The sequence below is a fragment of the Mesorhizobium sp. A623 genome, from assembly GCF_054489405.1.
Genome location: NZ_JBTMXB010000015.1, coordinates 49,008 through 61,970 on the forward strand (window position 1 = coordinate 49,008; position 12,963 = coordinate 61,970).

Sequence of the window (12,963 nt, forward strand, 5' to 3'; positions counted from 1 at the left end):
GTCAGTTCCCACTCCGGGAGCCTAGAACTGGCACATCCGCCTTAAGAAAGACTTAGAGCTCCGCGCGGTCCCGCCCGGCAAGCGTTGCAACCGGCAAGGAGAGCGGGGCAAACCGCCATAGCGTGAACAACGGGTATATTTATTCGGCCGCCTGAAGTTCCGTCGCTGCCGAGGCGGCTTCCAGCCGTTCGGTCAGCCGCGCGCGCTCTGCCGCTGCCTTTTCGATGGAGGCTCGCCTGACATGGCCGAAGCCGCGAATGAGCAACGGCACCGAGGTCAGCGCCGCCGCCGCTTCGATGGAAGGTGGCGCAAGCCGGCGGCCAATGAGGGCAAGGTCCGCCTCATATTGCGCCAGAACCGCCCGTTCCAGCCGGCGCTCGGAGTGATAGCCGAAGACGTCGAAGACGGTGCCGCGCAAGCCTTTCAACGCCGCCAGAACCCGAAACGCCTTCATCATCCACGGGCCGAAACTGGATTTCTTCGGCATGCCGTCGGCGCCCTTGCGCCCCAGGATCGGTGGCGCGAGGTGGAATTCGATGCTGTCATAGCCCTGAAACTGCTTCGCCAGTTCGCGGGCGAAGGACCCGTCGGTGTAGAGGCGCGCGACCTCGTACTCGTCCTTGATCGCCATCAGCTTGAACAGGTTCTTGGCGGCCATTTCGGTGACGGTTGTCGAGCCGAGGGTGGCTTCGGCCGCGCGCAGCGTCGCGATCCGCTCCGCATAGCGCTTGGCGTAAGCCGCATTCTGGTAGGCGGTGAGGAAGGCGACACGGCGCGCGATGATGGCGTCCAGCGTCTCGGCGATCGGTGCCGGCGCGGTGGCCATGCCGGGTCCCTCGACCAGATTTTCGACGAATTCCGGCTGGTGCGCGGCGCGGCGGCCCCAGCGGAAGGCCGAGATATTCATGGCGACCGCCTGCCCGTTGAGTTCGATGGCCTTCTCGACCGCCTCCGCCGACAGCGGCAGGCCGCCATGCTGATAGGCAAAGCCGAGCATGAACATGTTCGCCCCAAGCGAATTTCCGAACAAAGTGGTCGCCGTATGCGTGGCGTCGAAGAAATGCGCCTTGTCCTCGCCGGCAGCCGTGCGGATCGCTTTCTTCAGGCGTTCGGTCGGCAGCGAGAAATCGGCCGAGCGGGTAAATTCTCCGGGCATGATCTCGGCGGTGTTGGCCAGGAAGATCGTGTGGTTTTCACGCACCGCCGCCAGCACTTTCTTCGCGCCGGACACGACGAGGTCGCAGCCCAGAACGAGATCGGCCTTGCCGGCCGAAACGCGGATGGCGTGGATGTCGTCTGGCGTGTTCGCCACGCGCACATGGGTGAACACCGAACCGCCCTTCTGGGCCAGGCCGGCCATGTCGATCATGCCGCAGCCCTTGCCTTCTAGGTGCGCCGCCATGCCGATGATCGCGCCCACCGTGACGACGCCGGTGCCGCCGACGCCATCTATGATGCCCGCCCAGCCGTCACGCCCGAGCGCAAACCTTGCCGGTTCCGGCACGCCGTCCAGCGGATCGGCCTTGCCGGCGATGCCGTCGGCCTTCCTGATCTTCGCGCCATGCACGGTGACGAAGGACGGGCAGAACCCGTCAACGCAGGAAAAATCCTTGTTGCAGGACGACTGGTCGATGCGCCGCTTGCGGCCGAATTCAGTCTCGACCGGCTGGATCGAGACGCAGTTGGATTTCACGCCGCAATCGCCGCAGCCTTCGCAGACCAGTTCGTTGATGAAGATGCGCTTGTCGGGGTCGGGATAAGTGCCGCGCTTGCGGCGGCGGCGCTTTTCGGCGGCGCAGGTCTGGTCGTAGAGCAGCACCGACACGCCCTTCACGCCGCGCAGTTCACGCTGCACGCTATCGAGTTCCTCGCGGTGATGGATGGTGGACCGGGCCGGAAATTCGACACGGCCGGCATATTTTTCCGGCTCGTCGGTGACGATGGCGATCCGCTCGATCCCTTCGGCGCGCACCTGCCGCGCGATCATGTCGACGGTCAGCCCGCCCTCATGCGGTTGCCCGCCAGTCATGGCGACGGCGTCGTTGTAGAGGATCTTGTAGGTGATGTTGGCGCCGGCCGACACCGCGAAGCGGATGGCGAGCGCCCCGGAATGGTTGTAGGTGCCGTCGCCCAGATTCTGGAAAATATGGTCGCGGGTCGAGAACGGCGCCTGGCCGACCCATTGCGCGCCCTCCCCGCCCATCTGGGTGAAGCCGACCGTCGAACGATCCATCCACAGAGCCATGAAATGACAGCCGATGCCCGCGCCGGCGATCGAGCCTTCCGGCACCTTGGTCGATGAATTATGCGGGCAGCCCGAGCAGAAAAAGGGCGTGCGCGAACCGACATCGACCGTTTCCGCCAGCATCGCCTGGAACTGCTTCAGGTTCGCCACCCGCGCGGCGATTTCTTCGGAATGGCCGATGGTCTTCAGGATGCGCTCGCCAAGCGCGATGGCGATATCGTTGGGGTCGAGCGCGCCCTTGGCCGGGAAAAGCCAGTCGCCGCGCTCGTCCTTCTTGCCGACGATGGTGGGCTGGATGGCGGTGCCGTAGAGGTTTTCGCGCAGTTGAACCTCGATCAGCGAGCGCTTTTCCTCGACCACGACGATGGTGTCGAGGCCGCGCGCAAAATCGGCTATGTGCTGGAAATCGAGCGGCCACGGACAGCCGACCTTGAACAGGGAGATGCCGAGGCGGTTGGCCTCCGCCTCGTCGATGCCGATATCCTCCAGCGCCTGCCGCACATCGAGGTAGCTCTTGCCGACGGTAATGATGCCGATCTTCGGATTGCGCCCGCCCGAATAGATCAGCCGGTTCAACCCGTTGGCGCGGATGAAGGCGCTGGCTGCGTCGCGCTTGTATTCATGCAGGCGCTCTTCCTGGCCGAGGAAATTAATCTCGTTGCGGATGTTGAGGCCACCCGGCGGCATGTCGAATTCGGGCAGGACGATGTTCAGGCGTTCGAGCGAGGCGTCGACGCTGGCGGTGGATTCGACATTGTCCTTGACGCATTTGATCGCCCCCCAGGTGCCGGCGAAGCGCGACAGCGCAAAGCCGTAGAGCCCGTAATCGATCATTTCCTGAACGCCGGCCGGATTGAGGATCGGGATCATCGCGTCGACAAAGGCGAATTCGGTTGCGTGCGCGTTGGTGGACGATTCCGCCATATGGTCGTCGCCCATCAGGGCCAGCGCGCCGCCATGTTTGGACGACCCGGCGAGATTTGCGTGGCGAAACACGTCGCCGGAGCGGTCGACGCCCGGCCCCTTGCCGTACCAGACCGAAAACACGCCGTCATACTTGCCTTCGCCCATCAACTCGGCCTGCTGCGAGCCCCAGCAGGCGGTGGCGGCAAGTTCTTCATTGAGGCCGGGTTCGAAGACGATATCGGAGGCGGCGAGCTGGGCCTTGGCTTTCCACAGCTGCAGATCCAGCCCACCGAGCGGCGAGCCGCGATAGCCGGAAACGAAGCCGGCCGTGTTCAGCCCCGCGCGCCGGTCGCGCTCGCGCTGCATGAGCAGCATGCGCACAAGCGCCTGCGCGCCGGAAAGAAAGACGTGCTCCCTGGCAAGGTCGAACTTGTCGTCGAGCGCGACATCGTGCAGCGTCATCGGGCAACTTCCTGCGAAGACCGGACTTCGAGTCACGGTCAACGTCGAAGCCAGTCTTCATCCCCTTACCGGACAGGTCAAACAAAATCGAGGCGACAAAGCGCGCTGCGACGATCAGGTCGAGGCAGGACAGGCAACGCCACGGCCACCGGGAAGCTTGCCGTCCGGGTGGCCCTTGAGTTCGGGATTGGGATCGTAGCCGGGGCCGACGACAAGCTTGCGGTCCGGCAGCATGGCCTCGTCCTGGGCCGATACCATGGTGGTTTCGATGTCCTGAAGCACGGTGCCGTCGGCCCCGTTGATGCGGATGGAGACCTTGTAGGGATGGTCCTTGACCACGCATTCCAGCGACGGGCTTTCAATCGTCACCTTGGTATGGCCGACAAACAGTTTCTGGCTGAACACCAAGGGCGCGCCACCCGCCGGATTGTCCATGGTCGTCACCGCCGTCTGGCCCGCCTCGATCGGCTTCAGCGGCTTGAGCGTGACCAAATAGGTGAGCATGGCTTCGCGGTAGTTGAAGACCACCAGCCGTCCGGTCACCTGGAAAAGCGCCTCCTTGCCGGTATCGCGGCAGGCGCCAAGCGTAAGTGCGGCAACCACGCCTACAGCCAGAGCGAGCGAATTTGCGTATTTTCTAGACATTATCGACCTCCCTTTGCGCGATGCGGCGCTTGTAATGGCGGCTGGCCTTGCGCCGATTTCCGCAAACCGCCATGTCGCACCAGAGACGGCTTGCGTTGCGGCTCCGGTCTAGGAACAGCCATCCGCAATTGGGGCAAATCTTCAGCCGCTCGGCAGCACCCGGCGCAAGCAGCGACAGAGCCGAGACGGCAAGGGCTGCCTCGAAGGCGATCGGCGTTGCCGGCTCGCCGAACGGTTTTTTGGACCCGCCGATCTTTTCCGCCGTTCCCACCAGCCCCCTGGCGCAAGCTTCGAGCAGCGGCGGCAACGCGCCGGTATCGAGCGCGCCTTCGTGCACGGCATTCCTAAACAGGGCGTCGGTCGCCTCTCGGATCGCCACCACCACCGGCGCGATTTCCTGCGGCCGTGGCGCTGCCAGCCGCCTGCCGCCAAGCTCGGAGGTGCGAATAGTGCTTGCCACTTCTGCAAAGCGCGCAATCTCGGCCGGGTCGTCGAAGCGGTCGAAGGTCTTTTGCGGATCGCCCCGCAGCACGACGGTGTTGGCCGTGTCGAGCGCGAGAACGCCGCCGGCGAAGCGATGGGGGATCCACGAAACCGTCATGCGTCAATTCTAACTGGTAAATCGAGTTTGACAAGTTAGAATTGACGGCGCAGCATTGAATGGAACCCCCGCATTTCCGCAATGGCCAGGCGCATGCTCTATTTCTTTCAGCAGGTTTTGAACGGGCTGCACTCCGGCGCGCTCTACGCCTTGCTGGCCTTCGGCTATGCGCTGACCAACGGCGTCCTGCACCGCATCAACCTCGCCTATGGCGCGATCTTCGCCTTTTGCGGACAGGCGATGATCCTGACGGCCGTCTATGGCTATGACATGCTTTGGCTGACATTGCCGGTCACGCTGGCGCTCGGGGTCGCCGCCGCTTTCCTCCATGCGGGCCTGCTTGCCCGCATTTTGTCGCGCCGGGTGTTTGAGCCGCTGGCGGATCGGTCGCCCAACACCATCGTCGCCGCCACGCTGGGCGTCCTGGTGGTGCTGATGGAACTGGCGCGCATCGCGGCGGACACGCATGATTTTTGGCTTCCGCCGCTGTTGTCGCAGCCGGTCGTGTTTGCCCATGACGGCGCTTTCAAGGCCACGCTGACGGTCATCCAGCTTGTCGACTGCGCCGTCGTCACGATCACGGTGGTGCTGGCTGGATGGGTGCTGGCGAAATCGAGTTTCGGCCGCAAATGGCGCGCTGTGTCCGACGATCCGCTGACCGCCGCCTTTTGCGGCGTCGATACGCTCGCTGTCTTTCGCGGGGCGGTTCTGGCGGGCGCGCTTTGCGCCGCCATGGCGGGCGTCATGGCCGGACTCTACTACGGCAATGTCGGCTTCGGCGACGGACTGGTCTATGGGTTGAAAATCCTGTTCGCAACGGCAGTCGGCGGCTTCCTGTCGCCCGTGAAGGCAGCGCTGGGTGCTGCCGCCTTCGGCATCTGCGAATCGCTTTGGGCCGGCTACTTTTCCATCGAATGGCGCGACGCCTGGATGTACGGCCTTCTGGTCGCCATGCTGGTGCTGGTCGGCGCAACGCGCGACCGCGTCAAGGCGGTTTAGGTTCTTCCCCAGGCCGCTTCCTGGAATCCCAAGGCTGGTTCCCAGGATATTGACCGGGCGGGCTACCCGGCATACCGTTTATGGCGTCGAAAACAGGGGTTACCCCCGGCGGCGTCCGCAGACAGGGAGGAACGCCGGTGGGATTTTTCATCGCCATCTATTTGTCGCCGGCCCTTCTCGTTTTGCTGGCAATCGTCCTGTTCGTGCTGGCGGGCATCGTGCTGGACCGGCAGATGTCCGTGCTTCTTTCCGTCTCGCGCGGCATCGACCGCATCAACGAATTCATTGGCAAGGCGGTGTCGCTGCTGATCCTGGTTTCGATCCTGGTCAGCGCCGGCAACGCCGTCATCCGCAAGGTTTTCGACATGTCGTCGAATGCCTGGCTCGAACTGCAATGGTATCTGTTCGGCGCGGCCTTCCTGCTTGCCGCCGCCTATACGCTAAAGCAGAACGAGCACATCCGCATCGACATCGTCTACGGCATGTTTTCGCGCCGCGTGCAGCACTGGATCGACCTGTTCGGCCACGTCTTCTTCCTGATGCCCTTCGCGGTGTTGATGGTGGTCTATCTTGGCCCCTACACACTCCGCTCGATCCGCAGCGGCGAAATGTCGACCAATTCCGGCGGCCTGATCATCTGGCCGGCAAAGGCAATGCTGCTGGCCGGGTTTTTCCTGCTTGCCATGCAGGGCGTTTCGGAAATCATCAAGAAGATCGCCATCCTGCGCGGCCACATGGATGACCCGAACCCGTTCATTTCGGCCCACGAGCAGGCGGAACTCGAAGCCAAGGCGCTGGCCGGCGAGGTGCGCACATGATGGAATTCATCGCCCAGAACATGGCGCCGATTATGTTCTGCTCGCTGATTGTCTTCATGTTGGTCGGTTATCCGGTCGCCTTCTCGCTTGCAGCCAACGGGCTGCTTTTCTTTTTCATCGGCGTGGAACTCGCGCCCTATTCCAACGGCTCGATCAATCTCGCCTGGCCGCTGCTGCATGCCCTGCCCGACCGCTTCTATGGCGGCGTCATGGCCAACGAGACGCTGCTGGCGATCCCGTTCTTCACCTTCATGGGCATCGTGCTCGAACGCTCCGGCATGGCCGAAGATCTGCTCGATACGATCGGGCAATTGTTCGGGCCGATCCGCGGCGGGCTCGCCTATGCGGTCGTCATCGTCGGCGCGCTGCTTGCCGCCACCACGGGCGTGGTTGCCGCCTCCGTCATCGCCATGGGGCTGATCTCGCTGCCGATCATGCTGCGCTACGGCTATGACCGGCGGCTCGCCACCGGCGTCATCGCAGCGTCCGGCACACTGGCGCAGATCATCCCGCCATCGCTCGTTCTCATCGTTTTGGCGGACCAGTTGGGCCGCTCGGTCGGCGACATGTATGCCGGAGCGCTGATCCCCGGCCTCGTGCTGACCGGCCTCTATATGAGCTACGTTCTGATCGTCTCGATCGTGCGGCCCAAAATGGTGCCGGCGCTGCCCCCCGAGGCGCGAACGCTCGGCCATGGCGTGCTGTCGCTGATCGCGGCGCTCGTGGCCACCGTCGCGGTGGCCTATGCGGCCTATCGCTATCTGGCACCGACCCAGGGCGAGAATGCCGACATTCTGGGCGCAACGGTAGGCATCATTTTCATCTATTGCGTCGCGCTGGCCGACAAGGCGTTCAACTTCAACATGATGTCGCGGCTGGCGCAGCAGGTCGTCATCGTGCTGATCCCGCCGCTAGCGCTGATCTTCCTGGTGTTGGGCACGATCTTCCTCGGCATCGCCACACCGACCGAAGGCGGCGCAATGGGGGCGGTCGGCGCGCTCGCCATGGCGGCGGCGAAACGGCGGCTGACCATCGACGTCATCCGGCAGGCGCTGACCTCGACGACACGGCTGTCAGCCTTCGTGCTGTTCATCCTGATCGGCGCGCGGGTGTTTTCGCTGACCTTCTACGGCGTCAATGGCCATTTGTGGGTGGAGCACCTGCTGGTGTCGTTGCCCGGCGGCGAGGTCGGCTTCCTGATCTTCGTCAATATACTGGTGTTCTTCCTCGCCTTCTTCCTCGACTTCTTCGAACTGGCCTTCATCATCGTGCCGCTGCTGGCCCCGGCCGCCGAAAAGCTCGGCATCGACCTGATCTGGTTCGGCGTACTTCTGGGCGTCAACATGCAGACCAGCTTCATGCACCCGCCCTTTGGCTTCGCGCTGTTCTACCTGCGTTCGGTTGCGGCGCGCGTGCCCTATCTCGATCGCATAACGGGCAAGCGCATCGAGCCGGTGACGACCGGGCAGATCTATTGGGGGGCGGTGCCGTTCGTCTTCATCCAGGTGCTGATGATCGGCCTGACCATCGCCTTCCCGCAGATGGTCATGCATTACAAAGGCCCGGTGGTGGACCCAGGCACGATCGAATTCAAACTGCCGGAAATGCCGGGCCTCGGCGCACCGATAGGCACTCCCTCGCCATCGACGCCCGACCTGTCGCAGCCGCCAAGCTTTGGCGCGCCGGCACCCGCACCTGCGGCCCCAGCCGCGCCGGACCTGTCGACCCCGCCCAGCTTCAACTAGAGCGCCGTGCGTCCAATTGGACGCACAAAGGACGCTCTAACACCTTGATTAAGCATCGGAATAATCCGAAAATCGGGTTCAACTTTTCGGTCCGATGCTCTAATAAAAAGAGCCCCGAAGCATCGCTCCGGGACTCTTTTTTCGACTTTCAGGCTCAGGCGTTTACAGCTTGCCGGCGCGCTGCTGGACCATCATGAAGGTGTCGAAATTATACTCGGCAACCTGCTGCCACAGATAATGCTCCTTGCGGAAGGCAGTGATGGATTCCCAGATCTTCTTGAAGGTCGGGTTGGACGCCATCATCTCGGCATAGACCTCGTTGGACTTGTCGAAACAGGCCGACATGATCTCCTGGCTGAACGGACGAAGCTGCGCACCGTTCGCCACCAGCGACTTCACCGCCGCCGGATTGAGATAATCGTACTTCTGGAGCATGTCGGCATCGGTCGCGCGCGCCGCCGTCTGTACCAGCGACTTGTAGACGGGCGACAATTCGTCGAACTTGGCCTTGTTGAACATCAGATGGACGGTCGGGCCGCCTTCCCACCAGCCAGGGTAGTAGTAATAGGGCGCGACCTTCTGGAAGCCGAGTTTTTCGTCGTCATAGGGACCGACCCATTCGGCTGCGTCGATGGTGCCTTTTTCCAGCGCCGGATAGATGTCGCCGCCGGCGAGTTGCTGCGGCACGACGCCAAGCCTTTCCACCACCTTGCCGGCAAAGCCGCCGATGCGCATCTTCAGCCCCGACAGGTCGCCGACGGTGTTGATCTCCTTGCGGAACCAGCCGCCCATCTGCGTGCCGGTGTTGCCGCCCGGAAAGCCGACCAACCCCTGCGTGGCCAGGAATTCGTTGTACAGTTCGTTGCCGCCGCCATGGTAGAGCCAGGCATTCATGCCGCGCGCGTTGAGCGCGAAGGGCACCGCCGAGCCAAGCGCCCACACCGGGTCCTTGCCCCAATAGTAATAGCCGACCGTATGGCACGCCTCGACGGTGCCCGCCGTGGCGGCGTCGGCCGCCTGAAGGCCCGGAACCAGTTCGCCGGCAGCGAAGACCTGAACCTCGAAATTGCCGTCGGTGGCTTCCTTGAGCATCTTGGAGAAAACTTCCGCGCCGCCATAGATGGTATCCAGCGACTTCGGGAAGGACGAGGTCAGCCGCCACGTTACCTTGGGGTTGGATTGGGCGATGGCCGGCGCGGCAAGCGTTGCAACGGCCGCAGCCGCCCCTGCGCCGGTAACGCCAGCCTTGCGAATGAATGAGCGACGATCCATGAATTCCTCCCTGTTGGCAATAGTGACGCCGCCCCTCCAGAAGCGTTGGTCTTGCGAGCAGGCGCGACGAAACAATACACGCCGAAGAACCAGTGTCCAGCGGAGGCTTTCGCGCGGCATGCACGTCCTGGCACGCGATAAAACTTGCCATGGAAATACGACGGCGGATCGCCTATTTTGATATCAGGCAATACACCCGACCACAGGAACAGCCACCCGAATGTCCCAGCCTCTCGTCGCCGTCTCGACCGATGTCAAACAGTTCGAGAACTACATCTGGCATGCCGCCCCGCAGCAATATCTGGAAGCGGTGATTTCCGCTGCCGGCGTGTTTCCGGTGCTGGTGCCTTCCTTCGGCGACCGGCTCGACCTGGACGAATTGCTTTCCCGCGTCGACGGCGTGATGCTGACCGGCTCCAAATCCAACGTTCATCCATCACTTTATGGCGGCGACGCCAGCGAGGCCAACGGCCCTTACGATCCGGCGCGCGACGCCACGACGCTGCCGCTCATCCGCCGCGCTATTGAGCGCGGAGTGCCGCTGCTGGCCATCTGCCGCGGCATTCAGGAACTGAACGTCGCGCTCGGCGGCTCGCTCGGAACCGAAATACAGGAACGCGAAGGCGCGCTCGACCACCGCGCGCCCGTCAGCGACAAACAGGACGAGCGCTTCGCGATCCGCCAGAGCGTTTCGATCAAGCCGGGAAGCTGCCTGGCCGGCGTATTCGGCGCGGGCGACATCCTGGTCAATTCGGTTCACCGCCAGGGCGTCGACCGGCTGGGTCCGAACCTGCAGATAGAGGCGGTGGCGCAGGACGGTACAGTCGAAGCCGTCTCGGTCCGCAATTCACGCAGTTTCGCAGTCGGCGTCCAATGGCACCCGGAATACTGGGTGAAGTCGGACGACGCGTCGGCCCGGATTTTTCAGGCCTTCGGCGACGCCGTGCGCGCGCATGCTACCGCGAAAACCGCCGCGCGGACGGCAGCGGAGTAGAATTTGGGGAGGCCGCTCCTTTCGGGTGGGGGTAATTCAGCCCCAGTAATCCTCCCTCTTGGGAACCCCCTACTTCGCCTTCACATTGACCGTTTCGGGCACCGGCGTCAGCGCCTTGCCATCCTGGAACCACGAAACCAGGTTGTTGGCGCAAAGGTCGGCCATGGCGCGGCGCGTGTGGACCGATGCCGAAGCGATATGCGGCAAAAGCACCGTGTTGGGCGCATCGAGCAAGGCTTGCGGCACGTTCGGCTCGTCGGCGAAAACGTCCAATCCGGCGGCGGCGATGGTGCCGTTGGTGAGCGCGTCGGCGAGCGCGTCGGCATCCACGGTCGAGCCACGCCCGATATTGACGAGCACGCCATTGCTGCCCAGCGCTGAAAGAACTTTGGCGTTGATGGCATTTTCGGTGGCGGCGCCGCCCGGCGCAATGCAGATCAGCGTATCGACCGCCGCGGCCAGACCCTTCAGGGTCGGATGATAGGCGTAGGCGACGCCCTCGACCGGCCGCCGGTTGTGATAGGCAATCTTCAGGCCGAACGCTTCCAACCGGCGTGCAACGGCAAGCCCGATACGGCCAAGACCGAAGATGCCGATGGACCGGCCGCGCAGGGTGAGCGGCGACAGGCGATAATTCCCCTTGGCCACCCAGTTTCCGGCGCGCAGCCAGCTTTCCGCGCGCGAAAACTCGCGGATGGTGGAGATCAGCAAGCCGACCGCCGTGTCGGCCACCTCTTCCGTCAACACGTCCGGCGTATTGGTGACCATGATGCCGTGCTGCCCGGCATAGGCGGCATCGACGCCGTCATAGCCGACGCCGAAATTGGCGATGATCTCGACATTGGGCAGCGCGTTCAGGAAATCCGCGCCGAGGAATGCCTTGTCGATGGCCGGCGAAGCCGCGATGCCGCGCACCGTATCGCGCAGTTCGACTGTTACCAGCACTGGGTCGATGCGCTCGATGGAAACCAGGTGAAATTCCTCGCCGATGCGCGAGACGGCATGCTCATACAACTTTCCGGGCACCAGGATTGGTATCGAGCGAAGGTCGGCGGCCATGGCGTTTTCCTGTGGTGAAGGTCGAGCTTAGAGCATCGGACCGAAAAGTGGAATCCGGTTTTCGGATTATTCCGATGCTCAATCAAAGCGTTAGATCGTCCTTTGTGCGTCCGATAGGACGCACGGCGATCTAACTGCGCTCCACCGGCTTTCCGGTGGACTGGCGCACATGCAGTTCGGGCTTGATGAGTTCCTGCGACGGGCGAACCGTCTGCCCGTTGAGCTTGTCGAGCAGCGCGCTTGCGGCGCGGCGGCCGACCTCGCGCTGGCCGTTCCACACCGTAGTGAGGGCCGGCGTTGCGATCGAAGCTTCCTCCAGATCGTCATAGCCGGTGACGGAAACGTCGACGCCCGGAACCAGGCCGGCGCGCGCGATGCCGTTCATCAGGCCGATGGCGACGAGGTCGTTCCAGCAGCAGGCGGCGGTCGGCTTGTCCTTCAGCGCCAGGAACTGGCTGGCCGCCTCGAAGCCGGCCTGCTTGGTGCGCGGGCCGGAAATGCGCCAGGACGGCTTGACCTCCAGCCCCGCCGCTTCCATCGCGTTGACATAGCCCTGATAACGGTCGTGGCCGGTCGAGGTCTGCTCGGTCCCGCCGATCATGACGATGCGCTTGTGGCCGAGCGAGATCAGATGGTTGGTGGCAAGTGCGGTGCCGTAGGCGTCGTCGCCGCGAAACACCGGCACATGCGCGTCCTCGACATCGCGGGCGATGAGCACCGCCGGCAGGCCGTTTTCCTCGGCCATCAGGATATCGGAAGCCGGCGTACCGATGGCCGGCGACATGATGACGCCGTCCGCACCGAGTTGCAGCAGCGTGTCGATGAAGAGGCGCTGCTTTTCAAGCTGGTCATAGTGGTTGGACAGGATGAAGGTCTGGCGGCTGCGGTCGAGTTCGCTTTCGATGGAGCGCAGGATTTCCGCATAGAACGGGTTCATGATGTCGTGGACGACGACGCCGACAATGCCCGAGCGCGAGGTGCGCAAGCTAGCGGCGCGACGGTTGTAGATATAGCCGATGGCGCGCGCATGGTCCTTGATGCGCTCGCGCGTCGAGGCGGCAACCAGCGGACTGTCGCGCAGCGCCAGCGAGACGGTGGCGGTCGACACGCCGAGCGCGTCGGCGATGGTCGATAGCTTGATCTTTTGTGCCAGTGGAGTGGCCCCCGGTTTAAACCGTTTGTTTAAACAATTTAAACGCGGCTTATGCCACCGATTT

General features: G+C 63.3%; 10 protein-coding genes. 4 read left to right on the forward strand and 6 right to left on the reverse strand.

Annotated elements, in window-relative coordinates:
- Window positions 1-139: 139 nt before the first annotated feature.
- The 3 genes from ACX3P1_RS16635 to ACX3P1_RS16645 form a co-directional block, all read right to left on the reverse strand.
- The gene (locus ACX3P1_RS16635; protein ID WP_459080708.1) at window positions 140-3,613 is read right to left on the reverse strand and encodes an indolepyruvate ferredoxin oxidoreductase family protein; all 3,474 of its coding nucleotides are present in this window, start codon (window positions 3,611-3,613) and stop codon (window positions 140-142) included.
- Between the two features lie 114 nt (window positions 3,614-3,727).
- Window positions 3,728-4,258, reverse strand: coding sequence for a hypothetical protein (locus ACX3P1_RS16640; RefSeq protein WP_459080709.1), 531 nt, complete (start codon window positions 4,256-4,258; stop codon window positions 3,728-3,730).
- Window positions 4,251-4,859 carry a CGNR zinc finger domain-containing protein gene (locus ACX3P1_RS16645; RefSeq protein ID WP_459080710.1) on the reverse strand — a complete coding sequence of 203 codons (609 nt, stop codon included), beginning with the start codon at window positions 4,857-4,859 and terminating at the stop codon, window positions 4,251-4,253. Before ACX3P1_RS16645 ends, ACX3P1_RS16640 begins: the two co-directional genes overlap by 8 nt.
- Before the next feature lie 93 nt (window positions 4,860-4,952).
- On the opposite strand from ACX3P1_RS16645, the gene ACX3P1_RS16650 reads away from it, so the two are divergent.
- The 3 genes from ACX3P1_RS16650 to ACX3P1_RS16660 all read left to right on the forward strand — a co-directional run bounded on the left by ACX3P1_RS16650 (window position 4,953) and on the right by ACX3P1_RS16660 (window position 8,421).
- Window positions 4,953-5,858 carry a branched-chain amino acid ABC transporter permease gene (locus ACX3P1_RS16650; protein WP_459080711.1) on the forward strand — a complete coding sequence of 302 codons (906 nt, stop codon included), beginning with the start codon at window positions 4,953-4,955 and terminating at the stop codon, window positions 5,856-5,858.
- Window positions 5,859-6,091: 233 nt separating this feature from the next.
- Window positions 6,092-6,676 carry a TRAP transporter small permease subunit gene (locus ACX3P1_RS16655; protein ID WP_459080758.1) on the forward strand — a complete coding sequence of 195 codons (585 nt, stop codon included), beginning with the start codon at window positions 6,092-6,094 and terminating at the stop codon, window positions 6,674-6,676.
- Window positions 6,676-8,421 carry a TRAP transporter large permease gene (locus ACX3P1_RS16660; protein ID WP_459080759.1) on the forward strand — a complete coding sequence of 582 codons (1,746 nt, stop codon included), beginning with the start codon at window positions 6,676-6,678 and terminating at the stop codon, window positions 8,419-8,421. The genes ACX3P1_RS16655 and ACX3P1_RS16660 overlap by 1 nt, the downstream gene beginning before the upstream one ends.
- Window positions 8,422-8,583: 162 nt before the next feature.
- Here ACX3P1_RS16660 and ACX3P1_RS16665 read toward each other — a convergent pair whose 3' ends face one another.
- On the reverse strand, window positions 8,584-9,693 hold the full coding sequence (locus ACX3P1_RS16665) for a TRAP transporter substrate-binding protein (protein WP_459080712.1): 1,110 nt from the start codon (window positions 9,691-9,693) through the stop codon (window positions 8,584-8,586).
- 220 nt (window positions 9,694-9,913) lie between these two features.
- On the opposite strand from ACX3P1_RS16665, the gene ACX3P1_RS16670 reads away from it, so the two are divergent.
- On the forward strand, window positions 9,914-10,687 hold the full coding sequence (locus ACX3P1_RS16670; protein ID WP_459080713.1) for a gamma-glutamyl-gamma-aminobutyrate hydrolase family protein: 774 nt from the start codon (window positions 9,914-9,916) through the stop codon (window positions 10,685-10,687).
- A gap of 69 nt (window positions 10,688-10,756) precedes the next feature.
- Here ACX3P1_RS16670 and ACX3P1_RS16675 read toward each other — a convergent pair whose 3' ends face one another.
- Window positions 10,757-11,746, reverse strand: coding sequence for a 2-hydroxyacid dehydrogenase (locus ACX3P1_RS16675; protein ID WP_459080714.1), 990 nt, complete (start codon window positions 11,744-11,746; stop codon window positions 10,757-10,759).
- Between the two features lie 130 nt (window positions 11,747-11,876).
- Window positions 11,877-12,899: a LacI family DNA-binding transcriptional regulator gene (locus tag ACX3P1_RS16680; protein ID WP_459080760.1), complete on the reverse strand. Its 1,023-nt coding sequence runs from the start codon at window positions 12,897-12,899 to the stop codon at window positions 11,877-11,879.
- Window positions 12,900-12,963: the final 64 nt, after the last annotated feature.

Bases quoted from the DNA above. Each gene is read 5' to 3' on its own strand.
- ACX3P1_RS16635 (WP_459080708.1), bottom strand. From the start codon at position 3,613: ATGACGCTGCACGATGTCGCGCTCGACGACAAGTTCGACCTTGCCAGG.
- ACX3P1_RS16640 (WP_459080709.1), bottom strand. From the start codon at position 4,258: ATGTCTAGAAAATACGCAAATTCGCTCGCTCTGGCTGTAGGCGTGGTT.
- ACX3P1_RS16645 (WP_459080710.1), bottom strand. From the start codon at position 4,859: ATGACGGTTTCGTGGATCCCCCATCGCTTCGCCGGCGGCGTTCTCGCG.
- ACX3P1_RS16650 (WP_459080711.1), top strand. From the start codon at position 4,953: ATGCTCTATTTCTTTCAGCAGGTTTTGAACGGGCTGCACTCCGGCGCG.
- ACX3P1_RS16655 (WP_459080758.1), top strand. From the start codon at position 6,092: ATGTCCGTGCTTCTTTCCGTCTCGCGCGGCATCGACCGCATCAACGAA.
- ACX3P1_RS16660 (WP_459080759.1), top strand. From the start codon at position 6,676: ATGGAATTCATCGCCCAGAACATGGCGCCGATTATGTTCTGCTCGCTG.
- ACX3P1_RS16665 (WP_459080712.1), bottom strand. From the start codon at position 9,693: ATGGATCGTCGCTCATTCATTCGCAAGGCTGGCGTTACCGGCGCAGGG.
- ACX3P1_RS16670 (WP_459080713.1), top strand. From the start codon at position 9,914: ATGTCCCAGCCTCTCGTCGCCGTCTCGACCGATGTCAAACAGTTCGAG.
- ACX3P1_RS16675 (WP_459080714.1), bottom strand. From the start codon at position 11,746: ATGGCCGCCGACCTTCGCTCGATACCAATCCTGGTGCCCGGAAAGTTG.